This is a genomic window from Isoptericola sp. NPDC019571 (assembly GCF_044389385.1).
GTDB classification, from domain to species: domain Bacteria; phylum Actinomycetota; class Actinomycetes; order Actinomycetales; family Cellulomonadaceae; genus Isoptericola; species Isoptericola nanjingensis.
Genome location: NZ_JBIRXZ010000002.1, coordinates 202726 through 223104 on the forward strand (window position 1 = coordinate 202726; position 20379 = coordinate 223104).

Genomic DNA, 20379 nt, shown 5'->3' on the forward strand with positions numbered 1-20379 from the left:
GTCCGCCCGGGGTGGGGCCAGCGCGGGACCGGGAACTCATCGCCCGCCCGGCGCGGCGGGCAGCCGCCGGTCCGCCCAGCGCGCGACGAGCGCGAGCAGGAGGAACATCGCCGCGACGAGGCCCGCGTTGACGAGCGCCCGCGCGAGGCCCAGCGCGCCCACGTCGAGGAAGGGGTACGGGTACCAGCCGACCATCCCGCCGCGCACGAAGGTGTACGCGATCCAGGCGAGCGGCCCGACGACGGACCAGCCCACCGTCCGCGCGTCCACCCGCGGCCGCGGGCCGGCGAGCAGCCACACGACCACCGCGAGCACGGGGGACGCCACGTGCAGCAGCACGTTGGACAGCTGGCCCGCCTGCGTGAGGCCCTCCACCGTGCCCGCCAGGACGGTGTTGTAGACGATGCCGGTGACGACGATGCACAGCAGGGCGTCGAGGTGCGCGACGCGCAGCAGACGGCCGTCGCGGGTCGGGTCGACGGCGAGGAGCACGGACACGACGCCGATGCCGACGTTCGACAGGATCGTGAAGTACGAGAACAGCCGGACGAGCCGCTCGGCCGTGGTGCCTGCCGCGCCCGGCCCGTCGACCAGCGCGACGACGAGCTCCATGAGCACTCCGCCGAGCGCGGAGACAGCGACGAGCAGGTGCGCGGCGCCCGCCGCCCGCCGGCTCACGACAGGCGACCCACCCAGGCCATCGCCTGCTTCACGATCGTGCCCTGCCCGTGGATCATCTCCGCCTGCACGGTGTCGCTGCACGCCTCCTCGGGGGTGAGCCACGCGAGGTCGAGCGCGTCCTGCTGCGGGCGGCAGTCGCCCGTCACCGGTACGACGTACGCCAGGGAGACGGCGTGCTGGCGGGGGTCGTGGTACGGCGTGATACCGGGCGTGGGGAAGTACTCCGCCACCGTGAACGGCTGCGGCGACGCCGGGACCTGCGGCAGCGCGACCGGCCCGAGGTCCTTCTCGATGTGCCGCAGCAGGGCGTCGCGCACCCGCTCGTGGTACAGCACGCGTCCGGAGACGAGCGCGCGCGTCATGGTGCCGAGCGGGGTGACGCGCAGCAGCAGCCCGACGGCGACCACGTCGCCCGAGTCGTCCACGCGCACGGGCACGGCGTCGACGTAGACCAGCGGGAGCTGCGCCCGCACGGCGGCGAGGTCCTCCGGCGTGAGCCAGCCCGCGGGCTGCGACTCGTCGGGATAGAACTCGTCGTCGGGGGGGAACTCGGCCGTGTCCGTCACATGTCGTTTCTACCAGCCCGGACGGCGGGCCAGCGCGCGGGCAGGCCGTGACGGGAATACTGGGGGCGGCGCCGATGCTGTGCCGAGGAGACCCCCATCGGAAGGACACCCATGGCCACCGTCGAGCTCACCGACGACACGTTCGAGAAGACCGTCACCGACAACGACATCGTGCTGGTCGACTTCTGGGCCGAGTGGTGCGGCCCGTGCAAGCAGTTCGGCCCCGTCTTCGAGGCCTCGTCCGAGGAGAACACGGACGTCGTGCACGCGAAGCTCGACACCGAGGCGAACCAGCGCATCGCCGCCGCCGCGGGTGTGAGCGCCATCCCGACGCTCATGGCGTTCCGCGAGGGTGTGCTCGTCTTCAACCAGGCCGGCGCGCTGCCCGCGCCTGCGCTCAAGCAGGTCGTGGACGCCGTCAAGGGCCTCGACATGGACGAGGTCCGCGCCCAGATCGCCGCCGCGAACAACGGTTCGCCCCAGGCCTGATCGCCGCAGCACCCGCGACGGCCGCCCCGCAGAGATCCGGGGCGGCCGTCGTCGTTCGCCTAGACTGACGCGCGCCAAGCCGGAGTGATGGAACAGGCAGACATGCGGCGTTTAGATCGCCGTGCCCCAGGGCGTGCGGGTTCGACTCCCGTCTCCGGCACCGGGCCCGCCCGACGCGGTCAGCCGTCGAGGGGAGCGGCCTCCTCAGACCTGTCACCGAGCTTGTCCGCGATGCGCAGCAGGTCGCGCAGGTCGTCCGCGTCGAGGCGGTCGGCGAACCGTCGGCGGACGGACTCCAGGTGGGTCGGCGTCGCGGCGCGCAGCGCCTCGCGCCCGGCCGCCGTGAGGACGAGCAGGCAGCCTCGGCCGTCCGCGGGGTCGGGTGCCCGGGCGATGAGCCCACGGACCTCCATGCGGCTCGAGTGCCGCGACAACCTGCTGCGCGACCACCCCATCTTCGCGGCCTGCTCGTGCAGGGTGCTGGTGGTCCCGGGGCGCTCGACGAGCGTGCTCAGCACCTCGTAGTCGGGCTCCGAGAGGCCGGTGTCGGCGAGGTCTCGCGCGGTGCCCGCGCGGACGGAGGTCGTCATCCGCCGGAAGGCCCGCCAGGCGCGTTCCTGGTGCTCGTCGAGCCAGGGCGCGGCCGACCCGGGCCGCGTGTCACGCGAAGTCGTTGACATGTCATCATTCTAGGATCTACGTTCATCAACGTGTCAACGAATCCTGTGCGCGTCATGCTCCTCACCTGCAGCACCCGGCCCGGGGCCCTGGGTCCGGCGGTCGCGGAGTGGTTCGGCCGCACCGTCGCACCGGACGCGGCGCGCCTCGGCGTCGAGCTGGTCCCCGTGTCGCTCGCGGATCTCGCCCTGCCCCTCCTCGACGAGGAGCAGCACCCGTCGTCGGGCGTCTACCGGGAGGCGCACACCCGGAGGTGGAGTGCGCTGGTGGATGCGGTGGACGGCTTCGTCGTGGTGACGCCCGAGTACAACTTCGGCATGCCGGCCACGCTCAAGAACGCGCTGGACTACCTGGGCCGGGAGTGGGCGTGGAAGCCGATCGGCTTCGTCAGCTACGGAAACACGTCGGCCGGGACCCGCTCCGTCCAGCATGCCAAGCAGGTCGTGACCACGCTGCGGCTCGTACCGGCCGGGGCGACCGTCGCGCTCCGGATCGGCGACGCCGTCGAGGACGGACGCGTCCGGCCCGACGCGCGGTGGGACGGCGCGGCCCCCCGCGTGCTGCACGAGGTCGCCCGGCTGGCGCAGGCCCTGCGTCCGCTGCGCGAGGCGGCGGCCGACGGGGCCGACGAGGGCCCGGTCCCGGGCTCGTACGTCCGGCGCCTGACGCCCCGCGACGCGGCGGAGGTGGTGGTGCTCCAGCGCTGCTGCTGGGTCGAGGAGGCGCTGGCCAACGACACCCTCGCGCTGGCGCCGCTGCACGAGACCCTCGGCGACGTGCGGCGCTGGCTGTCGGACTGGGACGTCACGGGGCTGTGGCGCGACGGGCGGCTGCTCGGGATGGTCCGCACCCGGCGCGAGGGCACGGAGGCGCACGTCGGCCGCCTCGCCGTGGCGCCCGACGTGCGCGGCGCCGGCGTCGGGCGATGGCTGCTGCGTCGCGCTCAGGCCGGCCTCGCGCCGGGGTACGAGCGGGTGGTGCTGAGCACCGGCGCGCGCAGCGAGCGCAACCTCAGGCTCTACGAGAGCGAGGGGTTCGCGCGGCAGGGCGATGCCGTGGACGGCGTCGTCCGGCTCGGCAAGCCCGTCCCGCCCCCGAGCGCCGTGCTCGCGTCCTGAGGGCGCGGCGGCTGCCCGCGGCCGCTCGCTCAGTCCAGGCCGAGCGTCTTGCGCACCCGGGCGACGTGGCCGGTGGCCTTGACGTTGTACTGCGCGACGGCGACCTTGCCCTCCGGGTCGACGACGACCGTGGAGCGGATGACGCCCACGTACGTCTTGCCGTAGTTCTTCTTCTCCCCCCACGCGCCCCAGGCCTCGAGCGCCTCGTGCTCGGTGTCGGCGAGGAGGGGGAAGGTCAGGGCGTCGCGCTCGGCGAACGTCGCGAGCTTGTCGACGCCGTCCGGCGAGACGCCGACGACGGCGTAGCCGGCGCCCTGCAGGGAGGCGAGGGAGTCGCGGAAGTCGCACGCCTCGGTGGTGCAGCCCGGAGTCATCGCGGCGGGGTAGAAGTACACGACGACGCCCTGGCGGCCGGGCTCGGCGAGCGCCTCGGCCAGGGAGAACGTGCCGGTGGTGCGGCCGGTGCCGTCGGGGTCGGGCAGGACGGCGGGCAGCTCGAGGGCGGGGGCGGCGTCGCCGACGGCGAGACGGGTCACGGGTGCTCCAAGGTGTCGGGGTCGTGCAGTGCGCGGCCACAGGGTTCGCGGCAGGTTCGCGGGCGCGCGCTCGGCGTCGAGCCTAGACGCCCGGGTCGTCTAGCGTGGAGCCCGTGACCGACCGCGCGCCCCGCACCACGCCCGACAGCAAGCCGCTGCCCATCCGCATGCTGCACGACCGCCTGCTGGTGCAGCCGGAGGTGGACTCGGCCGAGCGGCAGTCGACGGCGGGCCTCGTGATCCCCGCGACCGCGGCAGGGGCCAAGCGCCTCGCGTGGGCGCAGGTGGTGGCCAAGGGCGAGCACGTGCGCCAGGTCGCCGTGGGCGACCGCGTGCTCTACGACCCGGAGGACCGGGCCGAGGTGGACCTCGGCGGCACGGACTACGTGCTGCTGCGCGAGCGCGACGTGCACGGCGTCACGGAGACCGAGGACGAGGGCGGCGCGACCGGCCTGTACCTCTGACGTTCGCCGCTGGCACGGTGGCGTCTGCCACAGTGACGTCATGACGGGTGACCCCCTGGACCTGCTGGCGCTCGACGACGAGCTCAGCCCGACCGAGCGCGAGACCCGCGACCGGGTGCGGGCGCTGGTCGACGAGCACGTCCGCCCGCACGTCGCGCGCTGGTTCGCGGACGGCGTGTTCCCGCTCGACCTGGTGCCCCGCCTCGCCGAGGCGGGGCTGCTCGGCATGCACCTGCACGGCCACGGCTGCGCGGGCCGGTCGGCGGTCGAGTACGGCCTGGCGATGGCGGAGCTGGAGGCGGGGGACTCCGGGATCCGCACCTTCGTCTCGGTGCAGGGCTCGCTCGCGATGACCGCGATCGCGAAGCACGGGTCGCCCGCGCAGCGGGAGCGCTGGCTGCCGGGGATGGCGGCGGGCGAGACGATCGGGTGCTTCGCGCTCACCGAGCCCGGCGCCGGCTCCGACCCCGCCTCGATGACGACGACGGCGGCGCGCGTCGGCGACGGGTGGGTGCTGTCGGGACGCAAGCGGTGGATCGGGCTCGCGTCGGTCGCCGACGTCGCCGTGGTGTGGGCGCGTGCCTCCGACCCGACCGAGGGCGTCGAGGAGGCGCGGCCGCGGGTGCGCGGCTTCCTCGTCCCGACGACGACGCCCGGCTTCGTCGCGACGCCCATCGAGCCGAAGCTGTCGCTGCGTGCGTCGGTCCAGTGCGACGTCGTGCTCGACGACGTCCGGCTGCCCGCCGACGCCGTCCTGCCGGAGCACCCCGGCCTGGCCGGGCCGTTCGCCTGCTTGGCGGAGGCGCGCTACGGCATCGCGTGGGGCGCGGCCGGGGCCGCGCGCGACAGCCTCGACGCCGCCCTGCGGCACGCGGGGGAACGGGTCCAGTTCGGCCGCCCGCTCGCGGCGTTCCAGCTCACGCAGGCGAAGCTGGTCGACATGGCCCTGGAGGTGTCCCGGGCGCAGCTCCTGGCGCTGCGGCTCGGGCGGCTCAAGGACGACGGGCGGCTGGAGCCGCACCAGATCTCGGCCGGCAAGCTGGCGAACGTGCGGTCCGCGATCGAGGTCGCCCGGACCGCCCGCACCGTGCTCGGGGGCGACGGCATCACCCTGGAGCACTCGCCGATGCGGCACGCCGCGAACCTCGAGGCGGTGCGCACGTACGAGGGCACCGACGAGGTGCACACCCTGATCCTGGGCCGGCACCTGACCGGCCACCAGGCGTTCCGATGACCTGTCGTGCAGGTCACAGCGCTGACCGGCTGCGACGGTTTCTCTGCAGCCCCGCACGGCTGGTAATGTTTCACCCCGCCAGCGCCATTAGCTCAATTGGCAGAGCAGCTGACTCTTAATCAGCGGGTTCGGGGTTCGAGTCCCTGATGGCGCACCAGCACGAGGTCCCCGTACCGCGGGGACCTCGTCGCGTGAGGACCTCCTGGTGCGAGCCTGCGGGCGTCCTCTGGCCACGCGCCATTAGCTCAATTGGCAGAGCAGCTGACTCTTAATCAGCGGGTTCGGGGTTCGAGTCCCTGATGGCGCACCACCAAGCCCCGTCCGGCAGCGCCGGGCGGGGCTTCGTCGTGCCCGGAGCAGGTGGCGTCCAGTGGTCGTCCAGAGTTCTCCCGGTCGCCCCCGGCACGCACCGGGGAGTTCACCCGCCGCCGCCACGCTGTGGTCCCGGGTGAGCCCGGGCTGCCTGGCGGGAGCGCCCTTCCCTCATCGACGACAGGAAGGACGGCACGCTGATGCGGCCGAACCCCTCGCGACGCCTACGGGCGTCCACCCTCGCCGCCGGTCTGGTGGCCGCGGCGCTGGCGCTCCCCGGCGCCGGCGTCGCGCCCGCCACGGCGGCTCCCGAGACACCCGACCTGGTCGCGACGGCGGCGGCCGACCGGTTCCCCGGCTTCCCCGGCTGGCCGGAGGGCGCGCCCGCGGAGCGCGGGAAGAAGCCGGGCAAGCCCGGGAAGCCCGGCACGGCGCCCACGCTGGCCCCGGAGGACGGCGCCCACGTCGAGGGCACGGTGCGGTTCGCGGCCGACCCGACCACCGCGGGCGACCCGGTCGGCCGGATCACCGTGGACGGCGCGGACCTGCCCGGCCTCCAGGCGACGACGGGCACGTCCGCCCTGACGTTCGACGTCGGGAGCAACTCCGCGGACGTCGCGTTCGGCAACTACCTCGTGGTCAACGGCCACCGCGTCGAGCAGGACCGCACCTGGGTGTCGGAGCGCGTCTCCGTCCCCGTGCCGAACGAGTGGCTCGTCCAGGGCACCAACACGGTCGAGGTCCACGCGGGCGGCCTGGACTCGTCGTGCGGCGTGAACTTCGACGACTTCGTGATCTCGGAGCTGCAGCTCGAGCTGCTCGGCGAGACCGCCGGTGACGCCGGGAACTCCTTCGGCTACTCGATGGGCGACGGCTCCTGCGGCAGCAACACCTCCTCCGTCAAGGAGGCGACGGCGACGTTCGAGGTCGGGTCCGCGCCGGGTGCGACCACGGGGCTCGCCACCGACGTCGACACGACGACGCTCGCCAACGGCGCGCACGAGGTGGTCGCGACGACCCGCTCGGGGGCCACCGCCACCCACACGGTGCGCGTGAACAACTCCCCGGTCGGCGCACCGGCGCTTGCCCCGGAGGACGGGACGCTCACGCGCGGGGTGCAGAGCGTCACGGCGTCCGCACCCGCCGACGGCGACGGCGGCACCGCCGCGCTGACGGTCGACGGCGAGCCCGCCGCCGGCCCGACGACCCTCGGCGACGGGGTGTCGGTGTTCTCGTTCGACGTCGGCACGAACGCGATCGAGACGCGCTACCAGAACCACCTGCTCGTCAACGGCACCCGGCTCGACCTGCGCGGCGACGGCGGCCGCGACCTCGTCTCCGAGCGGGTCCAGGTGGGCGTGCCGAACCGCCTGCTGCACCCGGGCGAGAACACGATCGCGCTGGTGGCGGGCGACGTCTCCGCGTCGTGCGGGGCGAACCTCGACGACTTCACGGCGTCGGGCCTGGCGCTGAGCCTCGCGGACGGCACGGTCACCCCGCCGGCCGACCTGCAGGCCTCCTACGCCATGGGCGACGGGAGCTGCGGCTCGTCCGGCACCGCGCTGGCGAAGGTCGAGCTGGTGTGGACGATCGACGCGCCCGGCGTGACCGCGTTCCCCGCCCTGGGGCACGGCGAGGCCACGGTCTCGTTCGTCGTCGGGTCCAACTCGCTCGACGGCTCCGCGACCAACGCGCTGCGGATCAACGGCATCGAGCGCCGCATCGACCAGACCATCGTCGGCGGGCGCGGGGAGATCACGTTCCCGAACGAGTGGCTCCTGCCCGGCTGGAACGAGATCGACGTGGTCGCGGGCGCGTTCGCGAACGACTGCAACCTCGACGACTTCACCGTCTCCGACGTCGTCCTGACGCCGGCGGACGGCACGGCGCAGCAGCAGAACGCGGCGGGGTCGTACGGGCTCGGCGACGGCACCTGCGGCTCGAACCTCAACTCCTTCCGCCAGGTCGACCTGCACTTCCTGGTGGACGCCCCGGCGCGCGGCGTGCGCGCGGACGTGGACACCGCGGACCTGAAGGACGGGGAGCACGAGCTCGCGGCGGTGTCCACCACCGGCGAGACCGCCACGCGCGTCCTGGAGACGGACAACTCGGCGCCGCGGGTCGCGTCGTCCGCCCCGGCCGACGGCGCGCGGATCACATCCGCCGTGCCGCTCGCGGTGGAGCTCGACGACGCGCACGGGGTGGTCGGGGACGCGGAGGTCACGCTCGACGGCGAGGCCGTCGCGCTGGGCGCTCCGGTCGGCCCGGGGCTGACCGCGGGCGAGCACACCCTCGAGGTGGCGACCGCGGACTCGCTCGGCAACACGGCGACGCGCGAGATCACCTTCACGAGCGCCGGAGTGCCCGACGTCCCGACCGACCTCGCCCCCGCCGGCGGCACGACCGACGTCGACTCTCCGGTGACGCTGTCGGCGCGTGTCGCCGGCCCGGACGACGGCACCGTCACGGCGACGTTCGCCCAGGCGGACGTGCTGCTGCCGGGCGAGGTCCGGCAGGGCACGGCCGACGCGGTCCCGACGGAGCTCGACCCCCGCGGCGCGAAGAAGGCGTCCGCGAAGGGCCTGGCGGCCGGCGACGGGAAGACCCTCGCCTCCCCGCAGGCCGACGCCGTCGCCTACCAGCGGTTCGACGTCCGCGTGAAGTCCCGCGAGGAGCACCCGGTGGTGCGCTGGAGCGGCACGGCCGACCCGGCGCGCGAGGTCTCGCTGCTGGTGTGGGACACGAAGGCGAAGGCGTGGGACGCGCTCGCGGCGTCGCGCGGCTCCGCCGACGGCGACACGGTGCTGGTGGCGCCGGCCGGTCCGGAGCACCGCGACCGCGGCGTCGTGCACGTCATGGTGACGGCCACCGACCCGTTCGCCGACGACCTCGACGCCGGCCCCGAGGGCTTCGCCGACCCCGCGGACTTCGACTTCTCCATCGCGCACCTGACGGACACCCAGTACCTGTCCGAGGGCGCGGTCGAGCAGGAGACCGCCGAGGAGCGGGAGATCTGGGAGTCCGCGTACGCGGGCGTGACCGAGTGGATCGCCGCGAACGCCGACGAGCGCAAGATCTCGTTCGTCTCGCACACCGGTGACCTCATCGAGAACAACATCCGTGAGCCGCAGGACGACGCCATGCGGGACCAGGTCACGGGCGAGTTCGAGGTCTCCTCGCGTCAGCAGGCGAAGATCGACGGCATCCCCAACTCCGCCGTCGCGGGCAACCACGACAACTGGTCCGGGGCGGACGGCGGCGCCGACCTGTACAACCAGTACTTCGGCCCCGACCGGTACGAGGCCGCGGCCGAGTCCTGGGAGGACGCCGAGTACCGCTCCTGGCGCGAGGGCGACAATTCCAACCACTACGTCCTGTTCTCCGCGGGCGGGCTGGACTTCGTCGCCGTCGGCATGGGGTACGGCGTCACCCGCGAGGAGGCCGAGTGGGCCGACGGGATCTTCGAGCGGTACCCCGACCGCAACGGCATCCTCATGACCCACGCGTACCTCGCCGCCAGCACGCAGAAGGACGGCCGGAACGCGGGCTTCGCCGCCCCGGACGGCTCGCCGCTGTACAAGTACGTGGTCGAGCCGAACGACAACGTGTTCCTCGTGCTGGCCGGGCACGTGCACGGCGTCACGACCAACGTGAAGCCGGTCGGCGAGATCGCGAACGGCGTGGTGGAGCTGCTCGCGGACTACCAGGCCTTCACGGTGCCCGCCGAGCGGGTGGGCCTCGGCACGATCGGCGGCTACGACCCGGCCGAGCGGCTGCGGTTCGGCGCCTCGTACTTCCGGTTGCTGCAGTTCGACGTCGCCCGGGCCGAGATGAGCGTCGACACCTACTCGCCGTTCCTCGACGACTTCGGGGCCGACGAGTGGGACCCGCTGGCCAGGTACGACTCGACGGCCGACAACATGGTGCTTCCCGTGGACCTCACCACCCGCACCACGTCGCTGGTCACCGACTCGCTCGCGGTCTACGCCCCGACGCGGGTGATCGGGACGAAGGCCGTGGCCTCGGGGGACGTCGCGTCCGTCCGCTGGGACCGGCTCGAGCGGGACAGGCAGTACGCGTGGATCGTCACGGCCACCACGCGCGGCGCCGGCGTCGCCGCCGCCGAGCCGGCCTTCTTCACCACCCGGGGCGGCAAGCGGTGACGTCCACCACCCCGGCCAGGACGGCGTCGCGTCGCGGCGCCGTCCTGGCGGTCCTCGGGCTCACCGTCGTGGGCACGGTCGTCGGCACGGTCGTCGCGGCCGGCCCGGCCGTGGCCCACGACGCCACGACCGACGCGTACGCGCGGGTCACGGCGGGCGATGACACCGACGTGCACGTCGAGCTCGACCTCGAGTACGACCTGCTCATGAAGTCCGCGTGGCTCACGGCCGAGGCCTATGACGCGCGCGGCCCGGCAGCGCAGGTGGCCCAGCTCGCCGAGCACGCCGACGAGGTCGCCTCCTACGTCACGGAGCGGTTCCAGGTGGCGGCGGGCGACGACCTCTGCGCCCCGGCGCTCGCGGCGGCCCCCACGGTCGGCGACCGGGGCGGGAAGGCCTACGCCACGGTCGCGCTCGACTACGCGTGCCCCGCCGGGGACGGCGGACGCCCCGGGACGCACACGCTGTTCAGCGCCCTCTTCCCGGACGCCGAGTCGTTCGTGCACACCACCGAGACGATGGTGACCTACGACCTCGACGGCGAGGCGGGCTCGGCGGTGCTCACGCCGGCCCACCCGACCGTCACGACGGGCGGGCAGGGCACGTGGCACCGGCTGGGGGAGTTCTTCGTGCTCGGCGCGGAGCACCTGCTGCTCGGCCCCGACCACCTGCTCTTCCTGCTGGCCCTGATCGTCGGTTCCCGTCGCCTGCGCGACGTCGTCCTGGTGGCGACGTCGTTCACCGTCGCGCACTCCGTGACGTTCCTCCTCGCGGCGACCGGCGCCGTGAGCGCGCCCGGCGCGGTGGTCGAGCCGGTCATCGCGCTCTCGATCGCCGCCGTGGCCGCCGGGCACCTCTGGGCCGTGCGGCCGGGCGCGCCGCCGCGGCTCGAGGTGCTGGGCGACGTCGCGACCGAGCCACGTCGGCAGGTCTGGCGGCGCTGGCACGACCTGTCGAGGTCCGACGTCACCCGGATCGCCGTCGTGTTCGCCTTCGGCCTCGTGCACGGGCTGGGCTTCGCGGGCGCGCTGGGCCTCGACGAGCCCTGGTCGTGGGGGCTGCTCGGGTCGTTGCTCGTCTTCAACGTGGGCATCGAGGCGGTGCAGCTCGGCATCATCGCCGTGCTCTTCCCGCTGCTGGTGCTGCTGCGTCGGCGGGCGCCGCGGGCGGGGCGGTGGGTCACGGCGGTGGTCGCCGCCGCCGTCGCCGTCGTGGGGCTCGTCTGGTTCGTGCAGCGCGTGCTCGGTCTCGGGTGAGGGGCCAGGATGGGGCGATGATCTCCACCGAGCTTGCGGCCCGGCTGCGCGACGCGGGGCTGGTGTGGCGCCCCGCCGACGGCGACAGGTTCCGCATCGACGCCGCCGACCTGTCCGCCGAGGTGTTCACCGTCAGCACGATGACGATCGAGGCGCACGACTATCCGACCGGCACCATCCTCGGGTTCAACGGCACCACCGAGTGGGCGCTCGACTCGGTGGCCATCGAGGACGCGCTGTGGCTGCCGCGCGAGGACCAGCTGCGCGACCTGCTGCGCTCCACCTTCCGGGGGCTGACCCGCACCACGCCGGGCGCGGGGGAGCAGGGCGGGGCGGAGCGCTACGACGTCGAGGTGGAGCTGCTCGGCGAGGCGCGGACCTTCACGGCGGCCGACCCCGCCGAGGCGTACGGCACGGCGTTGCTCGCGCTCGTGGAGCTCAGCTCCTGAGCACCGGCGCCTGACACTCGGTGCCTGATTCTGGGTGCCTGATTCTGGGTGCCTGATTCTGGGCGCCCGGTGCCCCGCTTACCCTGGGGGCGTGCCTGATCCCGTGACGTCCGAGCCCGTCGACCCGCGCTACCGCCGCCAGCCCGTGAGCTTCGTGCGGCGCAGCGCGCGCCTCACGACCGCGCAGGGCAAGGCGTGGGACACCCGACGCGACCGGTACCTCGTCGACGTGCCGCGCGGTGCCGCGGTGACGTCCGTCGACCCGTCCTGGACGTTCGACCCGGCGCGGGTCTTCGGCCGCACCGCCCCGCTGGTCGTGGAGATCGGGTCCGGGCAGGGCGAGGCGATCGTCGCGGCGGCCGCCGCGCACCCCGAGCGCGACCACCTCGCCGTCGAGGTGTACACGCCTGGCCTGGCCCAGACGATCGTGCGCGCCGGGCACGCGGGTGCCGACCCCGGACGGGACGGCGGCGCGCCCGGCAACGAGCTCGACAACCTCCGGCTGGTCCAGGCGGACGCCGCGGAGCTGCTGGCCACGGCGCTGCCGGAGGCGTCGGTCGACGAGCTGTGGGTCTTCTTCCCCGACCCGTGGCACAAGTCCCGGCACCAGAAGCGGCGGCTCGTCACGCCGGCGTTCGCCGAGGTGGTCGCCCGCGTGCTGCGGCCCGGCGGGGTGTGGCGGCTCGCCACCGACTGGTCGCACTACGCCGACCAGATGCTCGAGGTGCTCGAGGCCTCCGACGCCTTCCGCAACGCCCACGGGCCCGGGGAGCGCGCGCCGCGCTTCGAGGGGCGCGTGCTCACGAGCTTCGAGAAGAAGGGCTCCGCCGCGGGCCGGGGCGCGACCGACCTGGAGTACGTGCGCCGCTGAGCCCGGCTCCCGGACCGACGCGCCGCCGACCTGCGGACGCGCCCGGGAAGTGACTTGCGCCACACGGCTCGGCTCTAGCAAGGTGTGCCACGCGAAACGTTCTCGAACGGGGCAGCGTGGCCCCGTCGGACGCCTGAGCCAACGGAGGCATCATGAGCGACCTGTCCACCGCGGGGCCGCCACCGGGAGAGACCGAGTACCAACGGGTGCAGCGGTCGGACGAGTTCCAGGGGCTGCGGCGCGCCTTCCGGAACTTCGTGTTCCCGATGACGGCGCTGTTCCTCGTCTGGTACTTCGTCTACGTCCTGCTCGCAAACTACGCCCACGACTTCATGAGCATCCGGCTGGGCGACAGCAACATCACGGTGGGGCTGCTGTTCGGGCTCGGGCAGTTCGTCTCCACGTTCGTCATCACCATGCTCTACGCCCGCTGGGCGAACAAGAAGTTCGACGCGCGGGCCGACGCGCTGCGCCGTGAGATCGAGGAGGGCGAGCTGTGAGTGGCATCGTGACCCAGACCCTCGCGGGGACCCCCGTCGTCTCCGCCGCCGAGGCCACGGACATCGGCAACCCCTGGGTGAACATCGGCATCTTCGGGGCGTTCGTCCTGGTCACCCTGGTGATCGTGTTCCGGGCCTCCCGGCAGAACAAGTCCGCCGCCGACTTCTACGCCGGCGGCCGCAACTTCACCGGCCCGCAGAACGGCACCGCCATCGCGGGCGACTACCTGTCGGCCGCGTCGTTCCTCGGCATCTGCGGCGCCATCGCGCTCAACGGCTACGACGGCTTCCTCTACTCGATCGGCTTCCTCGTCGCGTGGCTCGTGGCGCTCCTGCTGGTGGCGGAGCTGCTGCGCAACACCGGCAAGTTCACGATGGCCGACGTGCTCTCCTTCCGGCTGCGTCAGCGCCCGGTGCGGATGGCGGCCGCCCTCGCGACCCTGCTCGTGGTCTTCTTCTACCTGCTCGCCCAGATGGCCGGCGCCGGCGGCCTCGTCGCGCTGCTGCTGGGCGTCGACAGCCGAGCCGGGCAGAGCCTCGTCATCGCCGTGGTCGGCGCGCTGATGATCCTCTACGTGCTGGTCGGCGGGATGAAGGGCACCACCTGGGTGCAGATCATCAAGGCCGTGCTGCTCATCGCGGGCGCCGCCATCATGACCGTCTGGGTGCTGGCCAAGTTCGGCTTCAACCTGTCCGACCTGCTCGGGGGCGCCGTGGAGGCTGCCGGTCCGGGCGGCCAGGCGCTGCTCGAGCCGGGCAAGCAGTACGGCGTGGACGGCACGTCCAAGCTGAGCTTCCTGTCGCTCGCGCTCGCCCTGGTGCTCGGCACCGCGGGCCTGCCCCACGTGCTCATGCGCTTCTACACCGTGCCGACGGCCAAGGAGGCGCGGCGCTCGGTGGTCTGGGCGATCTGGCTGATCGGCATCTTCTACCTGTTCACGCTGGTGCTCGGCTACGGCGCGGGCGCGCTGGTGGGGCCGGAGGCGATCAACAACGCCCCCGGGGGGGTGAACTCGGCGGCACCGCTGCTGGCCTTCGCCCTGGGCGGCGAGATCCTGCTCGGGCTCATCTCCGCGGTCGCCTTCGCGACGATCCTGGCCGTGGTGGCCGGGCTGACGATCACCGCGGCGGCGAGCTTCTCCCACGACATCTACGCGAACGTCATCAAGAAGGGGGACGTCAAGCCCGACTCCGAGGTGCGGATCGCCCGGTGGACCGTGGTCGTGATCGGCATCATCGCCATCGTGGGCGGCATCTTCGCCCAGAACCAGAACGTCGCGTTCCTCGTGGCGCTCGCGTTCGCGGTGGCGGCGTCGGCCAACCTGCCGACGATCGTGTTCTCGCTGTTCTGGAAGCGGTTCAACACCTCGGGCGCGCTGTGGAGCATCTACGGCGGCCTGATCTCCTGCATCGTGCTGATCGTCCTGTCGCCCACGGTGTCCGGGAACGAGAAGGCGATGTTCCCGTCGGCGGACTTCGACGTCTTCCCGCTGACGAACCCGGGCCTCGTGTCCATCCCGCTGGGCTTCCTGCTCGGGATCGTCGGCACCTTCCTGTCGAAGGAGAAGCCGCACCCGGAGAAGTTCGCCGAGATGGAGGTCCGCTCGCTCACCGGCGCCGGCGCCGAGAAGGCCGTCGCCAAGCACTGACGGCACCCCGGCACGACGAAGGGCCCCGAGCTCGCTCGGGGCCCTTCGTCCGTCTCGGAACCGTCAGCCTGCCGAGGTCGACAGGGAGCCGTCCGAGCTGAAGACCAGGCCGAGGGTGATCTCGCCCTTCTGCAGCGCCGCCTTGGTGAGCGGGCCGCCCGCGTCCAGGGAGCGGAACTCGGAGAACGTCAGGCCGTACGTCTCCTCGAGGCCCGGCTGGCAGAACGGCCGCTCCGTGCACTCGGGCCCGGCGCCGAGCACGAGCCCGCCGCAGGCCTCGGCGAGGTCGCTGAGCGTGGTGAGGGAGTGCTCCTCGGCGAACGCCTGCGTGACGGCGAACGCGTTCTGGTCCTGCGCCGGGGACGGCGTGCCGAACGTCAGGCCCGCCGCGTCGCCGAGCTCGGTGAGCGCGGCCACGGTCGCGTCCAGGTCGCCGCTCGCCTTCGGCTCGGCGTCGGCCCCGTTGGCGTCCTTGTTGAGGAACTCCGTGAGGGTGCCGACGTACTCGGGCACCATCTGCACCTGCTTGCCCTCCAGCAGGGCCGGCAGGTAGGTCTCGCGGTTGCCGATGGTGGTGACGGTCGCGTCGTAGCCCGCGCTCGTGAGCACGTCGGCGTAGATGTTGCCCAGCGTGGCGCTCTCGGCGAAGTCCGCCGCGCCGATCGCGACCGTGACGCCCTCGCCCTGCGACGCGTCGTCGGCGGCGAGCCCGGCGTCCTCGACGAACTGGGCGGCGACGTCCTCCGACGTCTTGCGGTCGATGTCGACCGCCTTGTTGAGCCCGATGAGGGTGTCGGTGTCGAGCGCGGCCGACACGGTGTCGAGCAGCGGGATCAGGTCGGGCGCCTGGGACGCGAGGTCCGCGTTGACGGCCGGGATGATGTTGTCGACGGTCTGCAGCTTCTTGTCGTCCTCGAGCACCACGAGCGCGTCGCCCGGGACGGCCTCGCAGGTGGCCGCGGCGGTGTCGCCCGAGGCGGCGGACGTGGATCCGCCGCCCCCGGCCGAGCCGGGGTCGCCGCAGGCGGCGAGCAGCCCGGCGGCGCCGACGACGGCGGCCAGGGCGGCCGTCGTGCGGCGCAGAGTGGTGGTGCGGTGGGGGGTCATCGTGCTCTCCGTCCGTGGGAGGGGACCGGCGTGGGTGGTGCGGGTGGAGATGAGGGGAACCGCCCTATTCGACCGCGGGGGTCCGGTGGTGGCAACCGGTTTGTGGTGGATCGGCCTGCTCAGCGCCGGGCAGCGGCCCGCAGGGGCGCGGGAGTGACGAGGCGTTGCACCACGGCGAACACGCCGTCGAGCACGAGGGCGAGGGCGGCGACGAGGATGCCGCCCGCGAGGACCTGCCCGTAGCGCTGGGTGCCCATCCCGAGCGCGATGATCTGCCCGAGCCCGCCGCCGCCGGCGAGCGCGGCGAGCGGCACGGTGGCGCTGACCTGCACGACGGCGGTACGCACCCCCGCCGCGACGAGGGCGGTGGCGAGCGGGAGCTCCACCCGGGTGAGCACCTGCCGGCCGGGCATGCCGAGGCCCACCGCGGCGTCGCGCGCCGACGGGTCGGCCCCGCGCACGCCCTCGTAGGTGTTGACGAGCAGCACGGGGACGGCGAACAGGGCCGCGGCCACGACGGTGGCGCCGTCGCCGAACAGCCCCGCCGTGGCGAGCAGCAGGATGATGCCGAGGGTCGGGACGGCGCGGCTGGCGTTGGTGAGCCAGACGGTGACGCCGCCGCCGCGGCGGCCGTGGCCCAGCCACGCGCCCACGGGCAGTGCCACCACGGCGGCGACGAGCACCGCCGCCGCCGTGAGGGCCAGGTGCTCGCGGCCGAGCTCGAGGATGCCGCCCGGCCCCGTCCAGCTCAGCGGGTCGTTGAGGTAGGTGATCGCCTCGCCGACGACGCCCGTGCCCTCCGCCGCGACGAAGGGTGGTGCCAAGGCGCTCATGCGGACCTCCCGCGCAGCCAGGGGGTGAGTGCTCGTCCCGCGGCCCACAGCAGCAGGTCGAGGACGAGGGCGAGCAGCACGCAGGCGATCGTCGCCGTCATGATCTCCGCCCGGTAGAAGTTGTTGCGGAAGCCCTGGAACATCAGCTGGCCGAGGCCGCCGTAGCCCACCACGACGCCCACCGTGACGAGGGCGACTGTGGTGACGGTCGCCAGGCGGAGCCCGGCCACGATGCTCGGCAGGGCGTTCGGCAGCCGCACCCGCGCCAGCACCTGCAGCGGTCCGTGCCCGACGCCGCGGGCCGCGTCCACGGCGGCCGGGTCCACGCCGTCGAGCCCGGTCACCGTGTTGCGCAGGATGACGAGCAGCGCGTACAGCACGAGGCCGAGCAGCACCGGCTGCCGGCCGATCCCCATGATCGGCGCGAGGATCGCGAAGAGCGCGAGCGACGGCACCGTGTAGAGGATCGAGGCGGTGCCGAGCAGGGGGCCCGCGAGCCAGCGCACCCGCGACGCGAGCAGCCCCAGGGGGATCGCGACCAGAGCGGCGATGGCGACCGCCTCGATCGTCAGCAGCGCGTGCTCGGTGGTGCGCGCCCACAGCACGTCGGCGTTCTCGGTCACGTACGACCAGGAGAACCACGGGTTGTCCGCGGCGGTGGCGGCGGCGGTGACCATGGGCTCGACCGTAGCGGCAGCCCCCGACGCCGGGCCGGGCACCGCCCCGGCGCGCCGCGGGCCGGGGTGTGGGACGCCCTCGATAGCCTCGCAGCCATGCCCGCCCCCGCCACAGTGCCCACCCGGTCGCCCGCCCGGCTGTCCGCCGGCATCGAGCTCGACGCCGTCCGCAAGGCCTACCCGGACGGCACGGTCGCGGTCGAGGGGCTGAGCCTCACCGTGGAGCCCGGGGAGGTGCTCGCCCTGGTCGGCCCGTCGGGGTGCGGCAAGTCGACCACGCTGCGGATGATCAACCGCCTCGTGGAGCTCACGTCGGGACGCGTGCTGGTGGACGGGGAGGACGTCACGCAGATGGACCCCGTGGCGCTGCGGCGCCGCACGGGCTACGTCATCCAGGACGTCGGCCTGCTGCCGCATCGCACGGTCGCCGCGAACGTCGCGACCGTGCCGCGGCTGCTCGGCTGGGAGCGGCAGCGCGTGCGCGACCGCGTGGACGAGGTGCTCGGGCTCGTCGGCCTCCCTGCGGAGCAGTACGGCCGGCGCTACCCGCACCAGCTCTCGGGCGGCGAGCGGCAGCGGGTCGGCGTGGCCCGGGCGCTGGCCACCGACCCGCCCGTGCTCCTCATGGACGAGCCGTTCGGCGCCGTCGACCCGGAGCGGCGCCGGGACCTGCAGAACCAGGTGTCCCGCATCCTCGCGGAGGTCGGCTCCACCGTGGTGCTGGTGACGCACGACGTCGACGAGGCGGTGCGCCTGGGCGACCGGGTGGCCGTGCTCTCCCGCGGCGGGCACCTGGAGCAGGTCGCGTCCCCGCTGACCGTCCTCGCCCACCCCGCGACCGACCGCGTGCGGGACTTCGTCGGCGCCGGCGCGCACCAGCGGATGCTCGCGCTCGCCGCCGTGCAGCGCGCGGACCTGGAGGACGCCTCCCTCGTCGTGCAGCCCACGCCGCCGGCCGTTCCCCTCGGCGCCAGCCTGGCCGACGCGTTCGAGGCCGTGGCGGCGCTGCCGACGTCGTCCCAGGGGCGGGTGCCGGTGGCCGACGCCGACGGGACCGTCGTCGGCTCCCTCACCGCGGCCGGCATCCTCGGCGGCCTGCGCCGTGCCGCGGACGCCGCGGCGCCCACCGACGGCACGGGTGGCACGGCGGGCACGGCGGCCGCCGCCGACTAGGCTCGGCGCGTGACCACGACGCGCATCGGCCTCGCCACCTGCTCCGCCCTGCCCCGCCTCGACAGCGACGACCGCCCCCTCCTCGCGACGCTCACCGACCGCGGCGTGGTGGCCGAGGCCGTCGTGTGGGACGACCCGGACGTGGACTGGTCGGTCTACGACCTCGTCGTCGTGCGCTCCACCTGGGACTACTCGCCGCGCCGCGACGAGTTCCTCGACTGGGCCCGGCAGGTGCCGCGCCTGGAGAACCCGGCCGACGTGCTCGCCTGGAACACCGACAAGGGCTACCTGCGCTCCCTCGAGGAGGCGGGCGTGCCCGTCATCCCCACGATCTGGCTCGACCCCGACCGGCACCTGTCGAAGCGCGCGGTGCACACGCGCATGCCCGCCTTCGGCGACTTCGTCGTGAAGCCGGTGGTCAGCGCCGGTGCCCAGGACGCGGGCCGCTACCAGCCGGTCTCGGCGCAGTCGCGGGCCCTCGCGATCAAGCACGCGGTGGACCTGCTCGACCGGGGACGCGCGGTGATGATCCAGCCGTACGTCACGTCGGTGGACACCACGGGGGAGACCGGGCTCGTCTTCGTGGACGGCGAGCTGCGGCACGCGGTGCGCAAGCACGCGCTGCTCACGGGGCCGGCGGAGGCCAGCGAGGCGCTCTACGCCGCCGAGCGGATGGAGCCCGCGGTCGCGTCCGCCGAGCAGGTCGACGTCGCGGAGAAGGCGCTCGCGGTCGCGCGCGAGCAGGTCGGCGGCGAGCAGCCGTTCCTCTACGCCCGCGTGGACCTCGTGACCGGCGACGACGGCACGCCGATGGTCATCGAGCTCGAGCTCGCCGAGCCGTCCCTGTGGATGCAGCACTCCGGCACGGCCGCCACGCTCGACGCGTTCGCCGACGCGATCGTCGCCCGGGCCTGAGCGGGCGCCCCTCGGGGGAGCGGGGTCAGCGCGGCCGGTCGAGCTCCGCGACGATCGCGTCGTACCCGCGCTCCGAAGCCAGGTCGCGCGGGAGCACGCCCTGCCCGTCGCGGACGGTGGCGTCGGCCCCGGCGTCGAGCAGGAGGCGCACCACCTCGACCTGGTCCGCGGACCCGTCGCCGAGGACGATCGCCTCGTGCAGCGCCGTCCACGACAGGTCGTTGACGTGGTCGACCGGCACGCCGGCGTCCAGCAGGATGCGCACCGTGGTGACGTGCCCGTGCTCGCTCGCGGGGATGAGCGCGGTGCCGCCGTACCGGTTGGTGCTCGTCACGTCCGCGCCGTGCTCGAGGGTGAGCCGCAGGATGTCGTCCAGCCCCTCCGCGCCCGCGTAGAGGAACGCCGAGTCGCGGATGCCGTCCTGCGCGTCCGGGTCGGCGCCCGCCTCCAGCAGCAGGCGGGCGAGCTCGGTGGAGCCCTGCCGGGTGGCGGCGAGGAGCGGGGTGCGCCCGTCCGCGTCGCGGGCGTCGACGTCGGCACCTGCGCGCAGCGCCGCCGCGACGGCGTCGGCGTCGTCCTGCGCGACGGCGCGGTGCAGGTCGGCCGCGCCGGACGGTGTGCTCGGGGTCGATGACATGCCTTCCTCCTGGGGACGAGGGGAGTCTGGTGCGGGCGTCGTGCAGGCGCCGAGCGCGGCCGCGAGGGTCA

Annotated in this window: 20 protein-coding genes and 3 tRNA genes; 15 read left to right on the forward strand and 8 right to left on the reverse strand. The window is 73.9% G+C overall.

The genetic code is table 11. The features are described from left to right. Positions 1–36: 36 nt before the first annotated feature. Together ACH443_RS04215 and ACH443_RS04220 are read right to left on the reverse strand one after the other, a co-directional pair. Positions 37–678: a Pr6Pr family membrane protein gene (locus tag ACH443_RS04215; RefSeq protein ID WP_429762425.1), complete on the reverse strand. Its 642-nt coding sequence runs from the start codon at positions 676–678 to the stop codon at positions 37–39. Next, positions 675–1247, reverse strand: a complete 573-nt coding sequence (locus ACH443_RS04220; protein ID WP_429762424.1) for an NUDIX hydrolase family protein — start codon at positions 1245–1247, stop codon at positions 675–677. Before ACH443_RS04220 ends, ACH443_RS04215 begins: the two co-directional genes overlap by 4 nt. A gap of 111 nt (positions 1248–1358) precedes the next feature. Here ACH443_RS04220 and trxA point away from each other — a divergent pair, with 111 nt between their 5' ends. Next, complete coding sequence (gene trxA, locus ACH443_RS04225) at positions 1359–1736, forward strand: thioredoxin (RefSeq protein WP_429762423.1); 378 nt, start codon at positions 1359–1361, stop codon at positions 1734–1736. Between the two features lie 78 nt (positions 1737–1814). After that, a tRNA-Leu gene (locus ACH443_RS04230) sits at positions 1815–1896 on the forward strand. A 19-nt stretch (positions 1897–1915) separates the two neighbouring features. Here ACH443_RS04230 and ACH443_RS04235 read toward each other — a convergent pair. Next, positions 1916–2416: a MarR family winged helix-turn-helix transcriptional regulator gene (locus ACH443_RS04235; protein ID WP_430589548.1), complete on the reverse strand. Its 501-nt coding sequence runs from the start codon at positions 2414–2416 to the stop codon at positions 1916–1918. Positions 2417–2446: 30 nt separating this feature from the next. On the opposite strand from ACH443_RS04235, the gene ACH443_RS04240 reads away from it, so the two are divergent. Then, on the forward strand, positions 2447–3532 hold the full coding sequence (locus ACH443_RS04240) for a GNAT family N-acetyltransferase (RefSeq protein ID WP_430589549.1): 1086 nt from the start codon (positions 2447–2449) through the stop codon (positions 3530–3532). Between the two features lie 29 nt (positions 3533–3561). Here the strand turns inward: ACH443_RS04240 and ACH443_RS04245 are convergent, their stop codons facing one another. Beyond that, entirely contained in the window at positions 3562–4068 is a 507-nt protein-coding gene (locus tag ACH443_RS04245; protein WP_429762420.1) for a peroxiredoxin, read from the reverse strand. A gap of 167 nt (positions 4069–4235) precedes the next feature. Here ACH443_RS04245 and ACH443_RS04250 point away from each other — a divergent pair, with 167 nt between their 5' ends. The 10 genes from ACH443_RS04250 to ACH443_RS04295 all read left to right on the forward strand — a co-directional run bounded on the left by ACH443_RS04250 (position 4236) and on the right by ACH443_RS04295 (position 14966). Beyond that, the gene (locus ACH443_RS04250; protein ID WP_429762689.1) at positions 4236–4532 is read left to right on the forward strand and encodes a GroES family chaperonin; all 297 of its coding nucleotides are present in this window, start codon (positions 4236–4238) and stop codon (positions 4530–4532) included. A 40-nt stretch (positions 4533–4572) separates the two neighbouring features. Continuing rightward, entirely contained in the window at positions 4573–5766 is a 1194-nt protein-coding gene (locus ACH443_RS04255; protein ID WP_430589550.1) for an acyl-CoA dehydrogenase family protein, read from the forward strand. Between the two features lie 81 nt (positions 5767–5847). Then, positions 5848–5923, forward strand: a tRNA-Lys gene (locus tag ACH443_RS04260). Positions 5924–6000: 77 nt separating this feature from the next. Then, positions 6001–6076 (forward strand) — tRNA-Lys (locus tag ACH443_RS04265). A 202-nt stretch (positions 6077–6278) separates the two neighbouring features. Then, the gene (locus tag ACH443_RS04270) at positions 6279–10241 is read left to right on the forward strand and encodes a metallophosphoesterase (RefSeq protein ID WP_430589551.1); all 3963 of its coding nucleotides are present in this window, start codon (positions 6279–6281) and stop codon (positions 10239–10241) included. Then, positions 10238–11497, forward strand: coding sequence for a HupE/UreJ family protein (locus ACH443_RS04275; protein ID WP_430589552.1), 1260 nt, complete (start codon positions 10238–10240; stop codon positions 11495–11497). Before ACH443_RS04270 ends, ACH443_RS04275 begins: the two co-directional genes overlap by 4 nt. Positions 11498–11514: 17 nt before the next feature. After that, positions 11515–11946, forward strand: coding sequence for a pilus assembly protein CpaE (locus ACH443_RS04280; protein ID WP_430589553.1), 432 nt, complete (start codon positions 11515–11517; stop codon positions 11944–11946). A gap of 91 nt (positions 11947–12037) precedes the next feature. Beyond that, the gene (gene trmB / locus ACH443_RS04285; RefSeq protein ID WP_429762415.1) at positions 12038–12817 is read left to right on the forward strand and encodes a tRNA (guanosine(46)-N7)-methyltransferase TrmB; all 780 of its coding nucleotides are present in this window, start codon (positions 12038–12040) and stop codon (positions 12815–12817) included. Positions 12818–12969: 152 nt separating this feature from the next. Next, positions 12970–13317, forward strand: a complete 348-nt coding sequence (locus ACH443_RS04290) for a DUF485 domain-containing protein (protein ID WP_429762414.1) — start codon at positions 12970–12972, stop codon at positions 13315–13317. 8 nt (positions 13318–13325) lie between these two features. Then, complete coding sequence (locus ACH443_RS04295; protein WP_429762688.1) at positions 13326–14966, forward strand: solute symporter family protein; 1641 nt, start codon at positions 13326–13328, stop codon at positions 14964–14966. A gap of 63 nt (positions 14967–15029) precedes the next feature. On the opposite strand, the gene ACH443_RS04300 is transcribed toward ACH443_RS04295, so the two are convergent. The 3 genes from ACH443_RS04300 to ACH443_RS04310 form a co-directional block, all read right to left on the reverse strand. Then, positions 15030–16073 (reverse strand): glycine betaine ABC transporter substrate-binding protein, encoded by a 1044-nt coding sequence (locus ACH443_RS04300; protein ID WP_430589554.1) that lies wholly within the window; start codon positions 16071–16073, stop codon positions 15030–15032. 119 nt (positions 16074–16192) lie between these two features. After that, positions 16193–16906: an ABC transporter permease gene (locus tag ACH443_RS04305; protein ID WP_430589555.1), complete on the reverse strand. Its 714-nt coding sequence runs from the start codon at positions 16904–16906 to the stop codon at positions 16193–16195. Beyond that, complete coding sequence (locus ACH443_RS04310) at positions 16903–17583, reverse strand: ABC transporter permease (protein ID WP_429762411.1); 681 nt, start codon at positions 17581–17583, stop codon at positions 16903–16905. Before ACH443_RS04310 ends, ACH443_RS04305 begins: the two co-directional genes overlap by 4 nt. A 96-nt stretch (positions 17584–17679) precedes the next feature. On the opposite strand from ACH443_RS04310, the gene ACH443_RS04315 reads away from it, so the two are divergent. Both ACH443_RS04315 and ACH443_RS04320 read left to right on the forward strand, forming a co-directional pair. After that, positions 17680–18756 carry an ABC transporter ATP-binding protein gene (locus tag ACH443_RS04315; RefSeq protein WP_430589556.1) on the forward strand — a complete coding sequence of 359 codons (1077 nt, stop codon included), beginning with the start codon at positions 17680–17682 and terminating at the stop codon, positions 18754–18756. 9 nt (positions 18757–18765) lie between these two features. After that, positions 18766–19671: an ATP-grasp domain-containing protein gene (locus ACH443_RS04320; protein WP_429762409.1), complete on the forward strand. Its 906-nt coding sequence runs from the start codon at positions 18766–18768 to the stop codon at positions 19669–19671. Between the two features lie 25 nt (positions 19672–19696). On the opposite strand, the gene ACH443_RS04325 is transcribed toward ACH443_RS04320, so the two are convergent. Next, positions 19697–20308, reverse strand: coding sequence for an ankyrin repeat domain-containing protein (locus ACH443_RS04325; protein ID WP_430589557.1), 612 nt, complete (start codon positions 20306–20308; stop codon positions 19697–19699). Positions 20309–20379: the final 71 nt, after the last annotated feature.